Origin of the sequence: Curtobacterium sp. NPDC098951, from assembly GCF_044759965.1 — a bacterium.
Lineage (GTDB): Bacteria > Actinomycetota > Actinomycetes > Actinomycetales > Microbacteriaceae > Curtobacterium.
The window spans coordinates 611,523-628,014 of sequence record NZ_JBIWAG010000003.1 but is presented as its reverse complement, the minus strand read 5'-3'; the positions used below and the strand labels follow the sequence as shown (position 1 = coordinate 628,014).

Genomic DNA, 16,492 nt, shown 5'->3' with positions numbered 1-16,492 from the left:
CCGACGCGGGTCCCGGCGGACGCATCGCGCGCGCAGGCGGCGCCCGACCGTCCGACGCGGGTCCCGACAGTCCGACGCGGATCCCGGCGGACGGGAGGCGCGGGCCGGTGACGACCCGCGCCTCCCGTCCGCCACGGCGTCAGCCGCGGCATCAGCCGCTACGCGGCCACGAGGTACTCGTCCCACTCCGACTGCGGACGCTCGATGCCCCGCACCACCCACGACGCCCCGTGCGGCGCCTTCGGGCGGAAGCGGAGCCGCCACCCCATCTCCTGCGGGGTGCGGTCGCCCTTGGTGTTGTTGCACGCCAGGCAGCAGGCGACGAGGTTCTCCCACGAGTCCTCGCCACCGCGGGAGCGGGGCTGCACGTGGTCGATCGTCGTGGCGTGCCGGTCGCAGTACGCGCACCGGTTCGCGTCCCGGCGCAGGACGCCTCGGCGGGACACCGGCACGAGCCTCGAGTGCGGGATGCGGACGTACCGGGTGAGGATGATGACGGACGGACGGTCGTAGGTGGACGTCGATCCCGTGACCGGGTGGTCGAGGTCGGCGGCGACGATGGCGGCCTTCTGGTTCATGACCAGCACGAGGGCCCGACGGAACGAGATCACCGCGAGGGGCTCGTAACCGGCGTTGAGGACGAGAGTGCGCATGGGTTCCCTTCCGACGTGCCTGGACGGCTTCCAGGCTGTGCGGGTGCGTCGGACCGGGGTACCGCGCAGGTGACCTCCGCTCGCGCGAACGGCCCCTGAACCACGAAGAGCACCACCCGGATGGGCAGTGCTCTCGTCATGCAGGGGCGTGCTCGTGCACGCAGGCGGTGGTCGACCATATGTCGACGTGCGCGCGCCGACCCATGGTGCGGGTCGTGCGGAACGCTGACATGGGGTCTCCCTGCTCGGACCGTTCGGGCCGGTGCAGGGTCAGGGTACGTCAGAAACCGGCCCGGCACGAGGGTGCACGGGCCGGTTCCGGCGATGTTCACGGGATCGACGCTCGGGCGTCGCAGGCGAGGTGCCCCGTGGGCACTCCGACGTCAGATGCCGAAACGGACGATGTGGTAGTCGCTGGTCCAGATCGGACGGATCGAGACGGAGCCGCCGGGCTTCGGGGCGTCCATGATCATGCCGTTGCCCATGTAGAAGCCGTCGTGCGCCTCGTTGTTGAAGATGACGACGTCACCGGGCTGCGCCTCGGACTCGGGGATCGTGGTGCCGGCCTGGTCCTGCAGCGGCACGGAGTGCGCGAGGTTGATGCCGTACTGCGCGTACACGAACATGACGTAGCCCGAGCAGTCGAAGCCCGACGGGTCGGCCCCGCCGAAGACGTACGGGGTGCCGATGTACTGCTTGGCGGTGGCGACCACGGCCGGCAGCGAGAACGGGGTGTTCGCGGCGGTCGACGAGGCGACGTAGTCGGAAGCGCTGGGGCCCGTGTACGAGGCGTACTGCGACGCGGTCTGGGCGCGGGCCGCCTGGGTGGCCGCAGCCTGCGCGGCGGCCTGCTTCGCGGCGGCGTCGGCGGCCTTCTTCGCGGCCTCGGCGTCGAGCGTCGACTGGGAGGTCGCGCCGTAGCCGTCGCGGCTCGTCCCGGCGAGGGCGACCGCGTCGGAGACGGAGAAGTTCTGGGCCTGGGTGGTGCGGACCTGGCGCTGCGCGGCGGCGGCGTCGGTGCCGGTCGACTGCGACGTCGCGGCGAACGCGGGGGCGACCGCGACGGTGCCGAACATGCCGGCGGCGACCGTCAGGACGACCGGCGCGAGGAACCGGCGCTTGCGGGCCGACGAGCTCGCCTTGGTCGTCGCGGCGGCACGGGCTGCCTGGGCTGCGCGGCGACCGCCGGGGAGCGGGGCGTCGCGAACCGGGGTCACGGTGCGCGCTGCGCGGCGTGAGACGGGGGCGTCGGTGGCGATCACGGTGTTCGTCGGGTTCGCGGGCGTCTGGTCGTCCGCGGCGGAACCGGTCTGCGTCAAGGGGTGTCTCCGGCGTCTCGTCACCACTGCCAGCGGGGGTGATCGCCGGCCGTGCAACCCCATCCGTTCGTCATCGTTTCCGATCGAGACAGGAGACGGGTTCGAGACGTCCTGTCACGGGTCCTGGGCCTCGTGGGTGGCCGGCGGACTCGGACGAGTGTACGTGGCGACCGTTACCTTGTCGAGATGAAATCGCCCGTTTGTAACAGAACGGTAAAGAAGCCCTGATCAGCGCGCAGGAATCGGCCTCGCCCCAGTTCCGGGGGCAGACGCTTCAGGAACGTTCGATGTAGACGTGCTGCGCGACCTCGGTCGGCAGCTCGATGCCGGCGTCTTCGCCGTCGACACGCACCGCCACGTAGGCGCCGGCGCGCTGCACGCTCGCGACCCGGCCGGGCATGACCCCGGCGGACCGCAGCTGGTGGAGGAGCTCCGGCTCGAACTGCACGGGCTCGCCCAGGCGGCGGATGATCCCGGTCGCCACGGCGTCGGTGCCCTCGGTCGCGGCGACGATGTTCTGCACGCCGTCGAGGAAGCCCGGTGCCGCCGGTCCGCCGATCTCGGCCAGGCCGGGGATCGGGTTGCCGTAGGGGGACTCGGTCGGGTTGCCGAGCATCTCGAGCAGCCGGACTTCGACCTGCTCGCTCATCACGTGCTCCCAGCGGCATGCTTCGTCGTGGACGAACGCCCAGTCGAGGCCGATGACGTCGGAGAGCAGCCGCTCGGCGAGCCGGTGCTTGCGCATCACGTGCGTCGCGCGGGACCGTCCCTCGTCGGTGAGCTCCAGGTGACGGTCGCCCGAGACGACGACGAGGCCGTCGCGCTCCATGCGGGCGATCGTCTGCGAGACCGTGGGACCCGAGTGGCCGAGGCGCTCCGAGATGCGGGCGCGCAGGGGCACGATCGCCTCTTCCTCGAGGTCGAGGATGGTGCGAAGGTACATCTCCGTGGTGTCGACGAGATCGGTCACGGTCCGCCTCTCATGTCTGGGCCCAGCGCGCCCCACCCTACTTGTTCGGGACGACATGGAGCGACCGACGCTTGCACGACGCAAGGAAGGACGTGCGTGATGCGGCCAGGAGGCGCGGTGTCGGCCCGCCCCGTCCGGCCGGTACACGGTCACTCGCGCTGGGATACCGCTCGTTAGGATCGGTGCATGGCAGACATCGTCATCCCCGCCGAACTCCTCCCGACCGATGGCCGATTCGGCTGCGGACCGTCCAAGATCCGTGGCGCCCAGCTCGAGTCCCTCGTGACCCGCGGCGCGACGATCCTCGGCACCTCCCACCGTCAGAAGCCCGTCAAGGACCTCGTGGGCAGCCTCCGCGCCGGCCTCGCCGACCTCTTCGAGCTGCCCGACGGCTACGAGGTCGTCCTCGGCAACGGCGGCTCGACCGCGTTCTGGGACGCCGCCGCGTTCGGGCTCATCGAGCGCCGTGCCGAGAACCTGTCCTTCGGCGAGTTCGGCTCGAAGTTCGCCAAGGCCGCGGGTGCCCCCTGGCTCGAGGCACCGCACGTGGTCGAGGCCCCCGGCGGATCCCTCGCGTCGCTCGAGCCGGTCGAGGGCGTCGACGTCTACGCCTACCCGCACAACGAGACCTCGACGGGCGTCATGGCCCCGGTCGTCCGCGCCGCGGGTGACCCCGGCGCCCTGACCGTGGTCGACGCGACGAGCGCCGCCGGTGGTGCCCGGTTCGACGTCGGCGCCACGGACGTCTACTACTTCGCCCCGCAGAAGAACTTCGCCTCGGACGGCGGCCTGTGGCTCGCGCTCTTCTCCCCCGCGGCGATCGAGCGCGTCGAGCGGATCGCCGCGAGCGACCGCTACGTCCCCGAGTTCCTGTCGCTCAAGAACGCCGTCGACAACTCGCGGCTGGACCAGACGCTGAACACCCCGGCACTCGCCACCCTGATCCTGCTCGACGACCAGGTCCGCTGGATCAACGAGTCCGGCGGGCTCGGCTGGGCCGACGCGCGCACGAAGACCTCGTCGTCCACGCTCTACGACTGGGCCGAGTCGGTCGACTACGCGACGCCGTTCGTGACCGACCCCGCAGCCCGGTCGCAGGTCGTCGCCACGATCGACCTCGACGACGCGATCGACGCGAAGGCCGTGGCCGCGACCCTCCGCCAGAACGGGATCGTGGACACCGAGCCGTACCGGAAGCTCGGTCGCAACCAGCTGCGCATCGCGACCTTCACCGCGATCGACCCGGACGACGTCGCCAAGCTCGTGCGGGCGATCGACTTCACGGTGGACGCCCTGCGCTGAGGCGGTCGGTCCTCGTGACAGGAGGCGCGGTGCCAGCTGGCACCGCGCCTCCTGTCCGTCCCGGGGACCGGTCGGTCACCGGTCAGGAGCGGTGGTGCTCCGGGTCGACCTCGCCGGCGTCCAGTCGATCGAGCTCGAGGTCGGCGTCCGGGTCGACGGGGCGGACCCGCTGGGTCCGTCGGCGGCCGCGGACGGGCTCGGCGGGTGCGTCCTGCTCGGGGGCGTCGTCGGTGTCGTCCTCCGTCGAGCCGTCGAGCTCGTCGACGTCCACCCCGTCGATGTCGTCGTCGTCGGACTCGTCGAGGTCGTCCTCGTCCGCGTCGAAGTCGTCCTCGTCGTCGGACTCGTCGTCGTCGGACTCGTCGTCGTCCGAGTCGTCGTAGTCGGCGTCCTCGTCCGCGTCGTCGTCCTCATCCTCGTCGCCGTCGAACTCGTCGTCCTCGTCGGGGTGCTCGCCCGCGGCGCCGTCGGCGTCCTGCCCGGCCCGGTACTCGGCGAGCCGCTCGGACCACGGCACCCACTCCGGTGCGACCAGCGAACCGTCGCCCGGCATGAGCTCCACCTCGAGCACGGTCGGCTCGTCACCGGCGACCTGGGCGATCGACACGGTCCAGCGCCAGCCGGGGTAGCCGGCCATCCGGTTGGCGAAGAGCACCGAGACGACGCCGTCGCCCTCGTCGACGGTGCCGGCGAACGCGCCGACGGTCGACTCGGGGGTCACCTCGACGAGCGCCGTCCGGGCGAGCGCGGTGAGGTCCTCGGAGGGAGCCGGGGCAACGGGGGAGGTATCGGTCATCACGCGTCCAACTGGTCAGCGACGTGCCGCAGGATCGCAGCGATTCGGGTGCCGTTCTTCGGGTACCGGCCGTGCCGGAAGTCCCCGCTGATCCGGTCGAGCTCCTTCACGAGGTCCTCGACGATGACGGCCATGTCGTCCGCCGATCGGCGTGACATCTTCGCGAGCGACGGCTGCGGGTCGAGGAGCCGCACGGACAGCGCCTGCGACCCCTTCTTCCCCTGGACGACGCCGTACTCGAGCCGCGAACCGGCCTTCACCGACGTGACGCCGTCCGGGAGCGAGGACGCGTGCAGGAAGACGGGTTCGCCGTCGTCGCCGGTGATGAACCCGAACCCCTTCTGGTCGTCGTAGAACTTGACCTTGCCGGTGGGCATTCGTCGGTCTCCTCGTGATCGTGGAACGGCCGTGGTGCGTCGGATATCCTGGGTCGATGGCCAAGCCGACCCGATCCGCCGGGAACACGCAGGACTCCGCGCAACCCCCGGTGACGTTCAATCGTACCGAACGCGCCCTCGCGTTCATGGTCGGCGGGATCATCATCCTCGGCTTGCTCTGCTTCGTCGCGATGATCGTCGTCTGGCTGACGGCCCCGGGCGCCGCGGGCTCCATGCCGTGGCCGGTCGTGCTCGCGATCCCGCTGTACGGGTTCCCGATCGGCATGGTCCTCCTCTTCGTGCTCCTCGGCATCGTCTGGACTCGACGTGCCCGTGAGAACCGAGCGAGTCGCTGAGGCCCGCGTCGAACGATCGCGGCGGACGATGACGACCACCGCAGACCTGGCCGCCCGGCTCCGGGCGATGCCCGACGACGCCCTCGAACGGCTCGTCGTGGCGCGTCGACTCCCCACGGCGGTCCTCGCCGAGACCGGTCCGCTGCGCATCTCGGACTTCTTCGACCTCGCCGAGGCGCTCCGCACCGACGACGCGGTGGACGCCGCGATCGAGCACCTGCCCCGCCGGACGCTGCTCGCGCTGCGCGACGGCGCGGGGTCGGCCGACGACCTCGCCCCCGCGGTCGCGCTGGGCCTCGCCGACGAGGACGGCGGCGTCGACGACGCGGTGTCGGCCCGGCTGGCCGCCCACGACGAGGTCGCGGGACTCCCGGGAGGCGCGGCGCAGCCCCGCCCCGTCACTCCCGCCCGCGGGACGGACGACGACGAGCGGTCGCGCACGACCGGCGCGGAGCGCGCCTTCGAGACGATGACCGTGCTCGCCGAACTGCTGCGGGCGGTGTCCGAGGGCGCCGTCCGCGAGCTCGTGAAGGGCGGCATCGGCACGCCGCTCGCGAAGACGCTCGGCGATCGGGCCGGGGCGGACCCGACCCTCGTGCCCGACCGGTTGGCGCTGCTCGACCGGGTCGGGTTCGCCGCGCCGGGTGACGGCACGTGGGCGACGACGGCACCGGGTGACGCCTGGCTCGTCGCCGGCTGGCCGGACCGCTGGTCGACGCTCGTCTCGGCGTGGCGGGACGCCCTCGACCCCGCCGTGCGGACGGTGCTCGACGTGGCAGGCGACGACCTCCGCGACCTCGTGTCGGTCGGCCGATGGGCCTACCCCGCTGGCTCGCGCTGGCTCGACGCGGTGCTGCTCGACGTCGCGGGCACCGCGGCGGCGCTCGGCGTGACCGACGACGGGCTCGTGACGAGCACCGGGCGCGCACTGCTCGACGGGGACCCGACCCCCGCGGCCGAGGACCTCCCCCGCACGGTGGACGCCGTGTACCTGCAGCACGACCTCACCGTCATCGCCCCGGGGCCGCTCGCCCCGGTCGACGACGCGGCGCTCCGGACCGTCGCCGTGCTCGAGGCCCCGGGTCTCGCCGCGCGGTACCGCATCTCCGAGGACTCGCTCCGCCGGGCGTTCCGGGCCGGGCACACCCGGCAGGACGTCGTCGCCCTGCTCGAACGGCTGTCGGCGACGGACGTCCCGCAGCCGCTGTCGTACCTCGTCGACCAGGTGTCCTCCCGCGACGGCAGCATCGTGGTCGACGTCGGGCCCGAGGGGATCGGCGCCCGCGTGCACGGCACCCCGGACCAGCTCGACCTGGTCGGTGTGGACGCCGAGCTCCGCCAGCTGGCGTGGGAGCGCAGCGACCTCACGACCCTGGTGACCCGCTACCCGCCGCACGTGGTCCACACGGCGCTCGAGGACCAGCGCTACCCGGCCGTCCTGACGGCCGCAGCCCGCCCCGCGGCGGGATCCGTTCCTCCCGTCCGACGACGCACCACCGGACGCAACCCGGAGCAGGCGGCGCACGCACTCGTGGAGCGGCTCCGCGTCACGACCGAGCGGGGCGACGCCGAGCCCGAACAGGAGTGGCTGGGACGGCAGATCGACCTGGCCGTCCGCGGGCGGACGCCGATCCGCCTGACCGTGCGCATGCCGGACGGCTCCGAGCGGCCGTTCTCGATCGTGCCGACGTCGGTCGCGGCCGGCCGGGTGCGGGGGCGCGACACGGCGGCCGACGTCGAGCGCACGCTCCCGCTCTCCCTCGTGGTGGCCGTCGAGAGCGACGCCTGATCCACCGCTGAGCCGATCCGCGCTGGCTCGCAGCCGAGCGGCCTAGGCTGATCCGTCATGAACGGACCGCTGATCGTGCAGAGCGACCGCACCGTGCTCCTCGAGGTGGCGCACCCCGACGCCGAGGACGCACGGCACGACCTCGCGGTGTTCGCCGAGCTCGAACGCGCGCCGGAACACGTGCACACGTACCGCATCACCCGGCTCGGCCTCTGGAACGCGCGCGCCGCCGGACACGACGCCGAGAGCATGATCCACACGCTCGAGCACTTCGCGAAGTTCCCCGTCCCGCAGAGCGTGACGGTGGACATCCGCGACACGGTGGCGCGCTACGGTCGGCTCGTCATCCGGCGCGAGGAACGCCCAGACGCGCCCGCCGTCGCGAACTCCCCCACCGAGGAGCTCGAACGGCAGCCGGTGCTCCTCCTCACCGCGTCCGAGCCGACCATCCTCGCCGAGGTCATCCGCTCGAAGCGGATCAAGCCGCTGCTCGGCGACATGCGGTCCCCGGAAGAGGTCGAGCTCCTGCCGTGGGCACGCGGGCAGATCAAGCAGGAGCTCGTGAAGCTCGGCTGGCCGGCCGAGGACCTCGCCGGCTACACGCCGGGCCAGCCGCACCCGATCGACCTCGACACCGACGACTGGCACCTGCGGCCGTACCAGGAGCAGGCGGTCGACACCTTCTTCGCACAGGGCTCCGGCGTCGTGGTGCTGCCGTGCGGCGCCGGCAAGACGCTCGTCGGTGCCGGCGCGATGGCGACCGTCAAGGCCACGACGCTCATCCTCGTCACGAACACCGTCTCGGCCCGGCAGTGGCGGTCCGAGCTGCTGCGCCGCACCACCCTCACCGAGGACGAGATCGGCGAGTACTCGGGCAGCGTGAAGGAGATCCGGCCCGTCACGATCGCGACGTACCAGATCCTCACCGCCCGCCGGAAGGGCGAGTACACGCACCTGTCGCTCCTCGACGCCCTCGACTGGGGCCTCATCGTCTACGACGAGGTGCACCTGCTGCCGGCACCGGTGTTCAAGCTCACCGCCGACCTCCAGGCGCGGCGCCGACTCGGTCTCACGGCGACCCTCGTGCGCGAGGACGGCCGCGAGGGCGACGTGTTCTCCCTCATCGGACCGAAGCGCTACGACGCCCCGTGGAAGGAGATCGAGGCGCAGGGGTACATCTCCCCCGCAGCCTGCTACGAGGTGCGCATCGACCTGCCCCACCAGGACCGCCTCGAGTACGCCGCGTCGAGCGACGACGAGCGCTACCGGCTCGCGGCGACCTCACCGGCGAAGACCCCGGTGGTCCGCGAGCTCATCGAGAAGCACCGCGGTGAGCAGATCCTCGTGATCGGGCAGTACATCGACCAGCTCGACGACCTCGCTGCGTCCCTCGACGCCGCCGAGATCACGGGTGCGACGCCCGTCGACGAGCGGGAGCGGCTCTACCAGGCCTTCCGCGAGGGGACGATCGACGTGCTCGTCGTCTCGAAGGTCGCGAACTTCTCGGTCGACCTGCCCGACGCGACGGTCGCGATCCAGGTGTCCGGCTCGTTCGGTTCCCGGCAGGAGGAGGCCCAGCGACTCGGCCGACTCCTGCGCCCGAACAAGGACGGGCTGCCGGCGTCGTTCTACACGCTGGTGACGCGCGACACCGTCGACCAGGACTTCGCGCAGAACCGACAGCGCTTCCTCGCCGAGCAGGGGTACTCCTACACGATCCTCGACGCCGATCAGGTCCAGGCGGTCGTTGGCTGACGCACCAACCGCTCTCAGGAAACCACTAGGGAACGGTCAGAAGATAGGACCATGAGCGATGGCCCCAAGATCCTGATCGTCGACGACGAGCCGAACATCCGCGACCTCCTGACGACCTCGCTGCGCTTCGCCGGTTTCGCCGTGCGCGCAGTGGGCAACGGAGCACAGGCGATCTCCGCCGTGCTCGAGGAAGAGCCGGACCTGATCATCCTCGACGTCATGCTGCCCGACATGAACGGCTTCGGCGTCACCAAGCGCCTGCGGTCGTCGGGCTACACCTCCCCGATCCTGTTCCTCACCGCCAAGGACGACACCGAGGACAAGATCACCGGCCTCACCGTCGGCGGCGACGACTACGTCACGAAGCCGTTCTCGCTCGACGAGATCGTCGCCCGCATCAAGGCGATCCTCCGTCGCACGATGAACGACGAGGAAGACGCGATCATCCGCGCCGGCGAGCTCACGATGGACCAGGACACGCACGAGGTCACCATCGGCGACGCGCAGATCGAGCTCTCCCCGACCGAGTTCAAGCTGCTCCGTTACCTCATGCTCAACCCGAACCGCGTGCTGTCGAAGGCGCAGATCCTCGACCACGTGTGGGAGTACGACTTCAACGGCGACGCCGGCATCGTCGAGTCGTACATCTCCTACCTGCGCCGCAAGCTCGACCAGTACTCGGCCGAGCCGATCATCCAGACCAAGCGCGGGTTCGGCTACATGCTGAAGGCCTCCAAGGCCTCGTAGCGCGTCCGGGCTCCTCGGGGCTCGACTTCACGGCGGTCGTCCGGTTTCACCGGGCGACCGCTGTCTATCGTTGGGGAAGCATGCACACGAGAATGAGCCGCTGGTGGGACGGGATCTCCCTGCGCACCAAGATCACCGGGATCACGGTGCTCCTGGTGGCGCTCGGGCTGCTCGTCGCGGGGCTCGGCACGATGACGGTGCTGTCGACGTACCTGATGGCCCAGCTCGACACCAGCGTGAAGAACACCACGGAGCAGCTCGAAGGCCAGAACATCAGCGACGGCGAGCAGTACTGCAAGCTCTCCGTCGTGCTCTCGCAGAGCGCCTACGTCGCCGCGTACAACGCCGGCAGCGACCGCATCTGCCAGACGAAGGCCTCGAGCCGGCCCGACATCCGGCAGCTCGACTTCGCGGCCGCGGCGCAGAGCGGCGTCCGGTTCTCGCTCTACGACAGCCAGCACGACCACGAGTGGCGCGCCCAGGTCATCCCGGCGTCGCTGCAGGACCAGTCGAGCGGCACCACGCAGACCGGGTACGTCCTGGTCGCGGTGTCGAGCGCCGACACCGACCAGACGATCGCCCGGTTCACCGTGATCTTCCTCGGGTTCGGCATCTCGGTGATCCTGCTCGGCGCCATGCTCACCCGACTGCTCGTCACGGCGACGTTCGACCCCCTGCGCGACGTCGAGGACACCGCGGCCCGGTTCGCCGCCGGGGACTTCAACCAGCGTCTCGAAGCCGACACCCCGAACACCGAGGTCGGTCGACTGAACCGGTCCCTGAACTCCATGCTCGAGCGCATCGACTCGGCGTTCGAGGACCGGCAGCGCACCATCGACCAGATGCGCCGGTTCGTCGGTGACGCCTCGCACGAGCTCCGCACGCCCCTCGTGTCGCTCCGGGGCTACGCCGAGCTCTACCGGATGGGTGCCCTCCGCAAGGAAGAGGACGTCGCCCAGGCGATGGACCGCATCGAGAAGGAGGCCCAGCGCATGGGTCTCCTCGTGCAGGACCTGCTGCAGCTCGCCCGCATCGACGAGTCGAAGCCGCTCGAGCTCGGGCCGGTCGACCTCGTGGCGATCGCCCGCGACTCCGCGCTCGACACGATGGCCTCGAACCCCGACCGCGAGATCCAGGTGCTCGTCGAGGACTCCGTCACCGGCGAGAGCGTGCCGCACGCGGTCCGGTCCGCGCCGGCACTGGCTCCGGGCTCGGTCGACGGGCCCCCGGCGTCGCCCAGCTCGGCGAACACGACGGGGCCGATCGCGTTCTCGCGGCAGACGATCGCCCGCCTGCGCGCTCGTCGGACCCGCGCGATGGGCGTCGACGGCGTGTCCGCTCCGACCGACGAGACGACGCCGCTGCCCACGGTCGTGCTGCCGAAGCGTCCGCCGATCGTCCTGGCGGAGGAGAACAAGATCCGTCAGATCGTGACGAACCTGATGGGCAACGCCATGCGGTTCACCGAGCAGGACGACCCGATCGAGATCGGCATCGGCGTGGACGACGAGCGTGGGATGGCCCACATCGACGTGATCGACCACGGTGAGGGCATCCCGCCGCAGCTGCGCGACAAGATCTTCCAGCGCTTCTGGCGTGCCGACACCTCGCGGGCCCGGGACACCGGTGGTTCGGGGCTCGGTCTCGCCATCGTCTCGGGCATCGTCGCGGCGCACAACGGCTCGGTCGAGGTGTTCGACACCGAGGGCGGCGGCGCGACCTTCCGCGTGTGGCTCCCCCTGCTCCCCCGCGACTACACCCCGCCCGCGGCCCCCGCGCCCGCCGGCGCCTGACGCGGGCGCCGCGCGGGCCCGGGCCCGAGCCCACCGCACCCGCCCCGCCCCGCCCCGCCGGCACGCGTCGTCGAGCGGGCGAAATACGTCACACTCGGCGCTCCGAATCGGCGAGAAGCGCCCGCTCGGCATCGAGGTTGCGGCGTGTCCCGCCCGCTCGCAGCACGAACGCCTGCTGCAGTCGCTCGAACATGACAGCCGGGCGCGCGGCATCCGCGGCGGTGACGTGGATCACGAGCCACCCGTTCACCTCGAAGCCGTTGCGGCGGCGTTGATCGTGCCGGAAGGTCTCCTGCTCCCGGTGGTGGTCGCCGTCGTACTCCAGTGCGATCCGGTACTCCGGCCACGCCATGTCGACTCGTCCGAGGAAGACACCGGCCTCATCGAGGACGTCGATGTTGAGCTGCGGCTCGGCGAATCCCGCGTGGACCACAGCGAGCCGGAAGCGCGTCTCCATCGCTGACTCTGCACCGACACGGACCAGGGCCAGCGCTGCGCGTGCCGCTCGAGACGCCCGCGCACCAGGCCGGATCGCATTCGCCAGCTCATCGACGGTCGAGAGTCCACTCCGCCCCACGAAGTGGTCGCCGAGCACCACGAGATCGACAAGGTCGAGGATCCCGGCGCACTCGAACCAGGCCTGCGCCGGCGCACTCACCCGTTTGCCGCCACGCTGCCGGACGTCCGGTGCTGCGGAGCGATGGCCCACCACTCCGTTGCGGCGCATCGCGGTGTCCGAGGTCGAGGTGACGTGGACCGGCCCTTCCCGGACAGCCGACGGCAACGGGGCACCCCAGATGACCGCGGCGCTCGTGTGGCTGAAGTGCTGATCGATTCGGAGCACCACGGCTATCGCATCGATCCGACTGGTGGCCGAGCCCGCCCGGGTGCGCACACCGTGCACGGGCGATTCGAGGTCGCGTCGGCGGAGTCGGCCGGCAGGGACGTGCCGCGCGAGGGCGTCCCGCACACGGAACGGCGCATGGCGGAACGGATCCGGAAGACGGGAAGCATCACGCATGCGCTCAATCGTCTCGACGAGGCGCTCGGCGTGAGCTCTCGGAACCGCAACCTGTGGAGAACCGCCGGGCCGCGCCTCCTGTGCGTGAGGAACCCGCGGACCGGGCGGGCAGGACGCGCCGCGCGTTGAGCGCCGAGCGGGCGAGATACGCCGCCGGAGCGCCCCGAGCGTGACGTATTTCGGCCGCTCGGTGCAACGGCCGGCCGGCACCCGCGCACCGCACACGCACCCGCACGCCCCCCCCCCCCCCCCCACCCCCACCCCGCGCACGCGGAAGGGCCCCGCACGCGCAGCGTGCGGGGCCCTTCCGGAACGACGGACTAGAAGTCCATGCCACCCGTGGGGTCGCCGGCCGGCATGGCCGGGGACTTCTCGGGCTTGTCGGCGACGACGGCCTCGGTCGTGAGGAACAGACCGGCGATCGACGCAGCGTTCTGCAGCGCCGAGCGCGTGACCTTGGCCGGGTCGATGATGCCCGCGGCGACGAGGTCGACGTACTCACCGGTCGCGGCGTTGAGGCCGTGACCCGACTCGAGCTCGCGGACCTTGGCGGCGACGACACCAGGCTCGAGACCGGCGTTCAGCGCGATCTGCTTGAGCGGCGCGTCGATCGCGACGCGGACGATGTTCGCACCGGTCGCCTCGTCACCCTCGAGCTCGAGGGTGTCGAGCACGACGGACGCCTGGATGAGCGCGACGCCACCACCGGCGACGATGCCCTCCTCGACGGCGGCCTTCGCGTTGCGGACGGCGTCCTCGATGCGGTGCTTGCGCTCCTTGAGCTCGACCTCGGTCGCGGCACCGGCCTTGATGACGGCCACGCCACCGGCGAGCTTCGCGAGGCGCTCCTGGAGCTTCTCGCGGTCGTAGTCGGAGTCGGTCGCCTCGATCTCGGAGCGGATCTGACGGACGCGGCCCGCGATCTGCTCCTCGTCGCCGGCACCCTCGACGATGGTCGTCTCGTCCTTGGTGATGATGACCTTGCGGGCCTTGCCGAGCAGGTCGAGCGTCGCGTTCTCGAGCTTGAGGCCGACCTCTTCCGAGATGACCTGGCCGCCGGTGAGGATCGCGATGTCCTGCAGCATGGCCTTGCGGCGGTCGCCGAAGCCCGGAGCCTTGACGGCGACGGACTTGAAGATGCCGCGGATCTTGTTCACGACGAGCGTGGCCAGGGCCTCACCGTCGACGTCCTCGGCGATGATCAGGAGCTGCTTGCCCGCCTGGATCACCTTGTCGACGACCGGCAGGAGGTCCTTGATGTTCGAGATCTTCGAGTTGACGATCAGGATGTAGGCGTCCTCGAAGACGGCTTCCTGACGCTCGGGGTCGGTGACGAAGTACTGCGACAGGTAGCCCTTGTCGAAGCGCATGCCCTCGGTGAGCTCGAGCTCGGTGCCGAAGGTGTTCGACTCCTCGACGGTGACGACGCCTTCCTTGCCCACCTTGTCGATGGCCTCGGCGATGAGCGCGCCGATGGTCGGGTCGGCGGCCGAGATCGACGCGGTGGCGGCGATCTGGTCCTTGGTCTCGATGTCCTTCGCGTTGGCGAGGAGCTGGTCGGAGACGGCGGCGACGGCCTTCTCGATGCCGCGCTTGAGCGACACGGGGTCGGCACCGGCGGCGACGTTGCGGAGGCCTTCGCGGACGAGGGCCTGGGCGAGGACGGTCGCGGTGGTCGTGCCGTCACCGGCGACGTCGTCGGTCTTCTTGGCGACCTCCTTGACGAGCTCCGCACCGATCTTCTCGTACGGGTCGTCGAGCTCGATCTCCTTGGCGATGGAGACACCGTCGTTCGTGATCGTGGGGGCGCCCCACTTCTTCTCGAGGACGACGTTGCGGCCGCGCGGGCCGAGCGTCACCTTCACGGCGTCAGCCAGGATGTTCAGGCCGCGCTCGAGGCCACGGCGGGCCTCCTCGTCGAAAGCAATGATCTTAGCCATGTGAGTTTCTCGTCCCTCCCGGACGTCGTCATGGGGGTCGTGCTGGCACTCAGCGTGAGCGAGTGCCAACGCCGATTCTGGCACTCGCAGGGGTCGAGTGCAACACCGCCGGGAGGCGCGGGTCGAGTTCCCAGGACACGCACCGGCCCGTCACACGCCGGCCCCGGCGCGAGCGGCGCGTCACGCACCGGTCCCGACACGACGAACGCGCCGCCCCGGTGGGGACGACGCGTTCGCGGTGGTTCGGACTCAGGCGGGACGGACGGACTCGGCCTGCGGCCCCTTCGCCCCGGTGCCGACGTCGAACGTCACTGCCTGGCCCTCCTCGAGGACCTTGTAACCCGACATGTCGATTGCCGAGTAGTGCACGAACACGTCCTGGCCCCCTCCATCGACGGTGATGAAGCCGAAGCCCTTCTCGGCGTTGAACCACTTCACGGTTCCGTTGGCCATGATCTCTTGCTCCCTGCGGTGGTGCTGATGCGGACGGCGCTGTCGCCGTCCCGGCACGACTCTTGCCGAACAATGCCGACAGGGCAAGAGGTGTGACGTTGTTCAACGTCGATTCCGACAAGAATCAACGTGCCGGAAACACACTCGTCACAAATGCACGATCAATCGTCCGGAGAACGCACCCAGGAATGCGTCGGGACCGACGGAATGCGTCCGGACCGATCAGCCGGCGTAGTCCGCGCCGAGCACCACGCTGATGTCCGCGTTCGGGAACGCCGCCGACTGCTGCACGGCCGTCACCCCGAGCGACTTCGCGATCCCCTGGGCCAGGGTGGCCTGCGCCGCCTGCTGGTAGTAGACGATCGTCGCGGTGGTCCCGGTCGTGCCGGCGTCACCGGTCGAGGTCACCTTCCACCCGGCAGCGGTCAGCGCCGCACTGCCCTTCGCCGCGAGGCCGGTCGTCGACGTGCCGTTCAGCACGACGAGCGTCGTCGCGCCCTGGTCGGCCGGGGTCGCCGCCGCCGGGGCCTGGGACGCCGGGGAGGACGCGGATGCCGACGGCTTCGCCGAGGCGGACGCCGACGCCGAGGCCGACGCGGACGGCGATCCGGCGCTGTCGAACGAGTAGGTGCCGTTCAGCAGCGCGAGCGCCCCGACGCCGATCGCGACGATGACACCGGTGGCGAGGGCCGCCCACGCGAACGCGATCCAGCCGCGTCCCCGCCGCTGCGCCCCACGGTGCGCCCCGACCCGCGGGCCGTCGGCGACGTCGTCGAACCGGTCTCGGGGGTATCTCGTCGTCATCGTTCCTCTTCACGTCCTTCGGGTGCTGGGCCGGGCGCGACGAAGGTGCGCGCTGCCCGGGCACTGGTGCGCGCGTACCGGAGCCGCTGCAGCCGGGAGACCAGCTGCGGGTCGTACGCGAGCGCCGCCGGCGAGTCGATCACGCGGTTCAGCACCTGGTAGTACCGAGCCGGCGACATGTCGAACTCGACCCGGATCTCCGCTTCCTTCGTGCGGTCGTGCCGCGCCCGCTCCTGCTCGAACGCGAGCACGTGCCTCGCGAGCTCGCTGAGCGGGTCGGCGCTGAGCTGGTCAGCGCTGCGCTCGTGGGCGGGTGTGGCGGTCACTGCGGTTCCGATCGCGGTCAGGGCGGGTCTCGCACATCGTAGGGGTGGAGGGCATCCGGACCCTGGCACGCCGCTGGACTGTCGCGAAGAC

General features: G+C 70.9%; 16 protein-coding genes. 6 read left to right on the top strand and 10 right to left on the bottom strand.

The annotated features are described in order from the left end of the window. Positions 1-158: 158 nt before the first annotated feature. The 3 genes from ACIQUC_RS12045 to ACIQUC_RS12035 form a co-directional block, all read right to left on the bottom strand. Complete coding sequence (locus ACIQUC_RS12045; RefSeq protein WP_022906594.1) at positions 159-653, bottom strand: HNH endonuclease; 495 nt, start codon at positions 651-653, stop codon at positions 159-161. A 383-nt stretch (positions 654-1,036) separates the two neighbouring features. Then, positions 1,037-1,972 (bottom strand): C40 family peptidase, encoded by a 936-nt coding sequence (locus ACIQUC_RS12040; protein ID WP_402267095.1) that lies wholly within the window; start codon positions 1,970-1,972, stop codon positions 1,037-1,039. Between the two features lie 274 nt (positions 1,973-2,246). After that, positions 2,247-2,942, bottom strand: coding sequence for a metal-dependent transcriptional regulator (locus tag ACIQUC_RS12035; protein WP_402267092.1), 696 nt, complete (start codon positions 2,940-2,942; stop codon positions 2,247-2,249). Positions 2,943-3,128: 186 nt separating this feature from the next. Here ACIQUC_RS12035 and serC point away from each other — a divergent pair, with 186 nt between their 5' ends. Beyond that, a complete protein-coding gene (gene serC / locus ACIQUC_RS12030) occupies positions 3,129-4,244 on the top strand; it encodes a phosphoserine transaminase (protein WP_402267090.1) in 1,116 nt (371 codons plus the stop codon). Positions 4,245-4,326: 82 nt separating this feature from the next. On the opposite strand, the gene ACIQUC_RS12025 is transcribed toward serC, so the two are convergent. Together ACIQUC_RS12025 and ACIQUC_RS12020 are read right to left on the bottom strand one after the other, a co-directional pair. Further along, on the bottom strand, positions 4,327-5,040 hold the full coding sequence (locus ACIQUC_RS12025; protein ID WP_402267088.1) for a DUF3027 domain-containing protein: 714 nt from the start codon (positions 5,038-5,040) through the stop codon (positions 4,327-4,329). After that, on the bottom strand, positions 5,040-5,417 hold the full coding sequence (locus ACIQUC_RS12020) for a cold-shock protein (RefSeq protein WP_022906598.1): 378 nt from the start codon (positions 5,415-5,417) through the stop codon (positions 5,040-5,042). The genes ACIQUC_RS12025 and ACIQUC_RS12020 overlap by 1 nt, the downstream gene beginning before the upstream one ends. Before the next feature lie 56 nt (positions 5,418-5,473). Between ACIQUC_RS12020 and ACIQUC_RS12015 the strand changes: the two genes are divergently transcribed. The 5 genes from ACIQUC_RS12015 to ACIQUC_RS11995 all read left to right on the top strand — a co-directional run bounded on the left by ACIQUC_RS12015 (position 5,474) and on the right by ACIQUC_RS11995 (position 11,857). Continuing rightward, positions 5,474-5,773, top strand: coding sequence for a hypothetical protein (locus ACIQUC_RS12015; RefSeq protein ID WP_402267084.1), 300 nt, complete (start codon positions 5,474-5,476; stop codon positions 5,771-5,773). A 28-nt stretch (positions 5,774-5,801) separates the two neighbouring features. Further along, complete coding sequence (locus ACIQUC_RS12010; protein WP_402267082.1) at positions 5,802-7,562, top strand: helicase-associated domain-containing protein; 1,761 nt, start codon at positions 5,802-5,804, stop codon at positions 7,560-7,562. 57 nt (positions 7,563-7,619) lie between these two features. Further along, positions 7,620-9,317, top strand: coding sequence for a DNA repair helicase XPB (locus ACIQUC_RS12005; RefSeq protein ID WP_402267079.1), 1,698 nt, complete (start codon positions 7,620-7,622; stop codon positions 9,315-9,317). Positions 9,318-9,368: 51 nt separating this feature from the next. Next, a complete protein-coding gene (locus ACIQUC_RS12000; RefSeq protein WP_017888045.1) occupies positions 9,369-10,064 on the top strand; it encodes a response regulator transcription factor in 696 nt (231 codons plus the stop codon). A gap of 80 nt (positions 10,065-10,144) precedes the next feature. Next, complete coding sequence (locus tag ACIQUC_RS11995; protein ID WP_402267075.1) at positions 10,145-11,857, top strand: sensor histidine kinase; 1,713 nt, start codon at positions 10,145-10,147, stop codon at positions 11,855-11,857. A gap of 88 nt (positions 11,858-11,945) precedes the next feature. Here ACIQUC_RS11995 and ACIQUC_RS11990 read toward each other — a convergent pair whose 3' ends face one another. The 5 genes from ACIQUC_RS11990 to ACIQUC_RS11970 all read right to left on the bottom strand — a co-directional run bounded on the left by ACIQUC_RS11990 (position 11,946) and on the right by ACIQUC_RS11970 (position 16,401). Next, positions 11,946-12,878: a hypothetical protein gene (locus ACIQUC_RS11990; protein ID WP_402267073.1), complete on the bottom strand. Its 933-nt coding sequence runs from the start codon at positions 12,876-12,878 to the stop codon at positions 11,946-11,948. A 320-nt stretch (positions 12,879-13,198) separates the two neighbouring features. Further along, positions 13,199-14,818, bottom strand: a complete 1,620-nt coding sequence (groL, locus tag ACIQUC_RS11985) for a chaperonin GroEL (protein WP_402267070.1) — start codon at positions 14,816-14,818, stop codon at positions 13,199-13,201. A 249-nt stretch (positions 14,819-15,067) separates the two neighbouring features. Then, positions 15,068-15,271 (bottom strand): cold-shock protein, encoded by a 204-nt coding sequence (locus ACIQUC_RS11980; protein WP_058740472.1) that lies wholly within the window; start codon positions 15,269-15,271, stop codon positions 15,068-15,070. Between the two features lie 222 nt (positions 15,272-15,493). Beyond that, on the bottom strand, positions 15,494-16,075 hold the full coding sequence (locus ACIQUC_RS11975; RefSeq protein WP_402267066.1) for a LytR C-terminal domain-containing protein: 582 nt from the start codon (positions 16,073-16,075) through the stop codon (positions 15,494-15,496). Beyond that, positions 16,072-16,401: a DUF3263 domain-containing protein gene (locus ACIQUC_RS11970; protein WP_022906608.1), complete on the bottom strand. Its 330-nt coding sequence runs from the start codon at positions 16,399-16,401 to the stop codon at positions 16,072-16,074. Before ACIQUC_RS11970 ends, ACIQUC_RS11975 begins: the two co-directional genes overlap by 4 nt. Between the last annotated feature and the right edge of the window lie 91 nt (positions 16,402-16,492).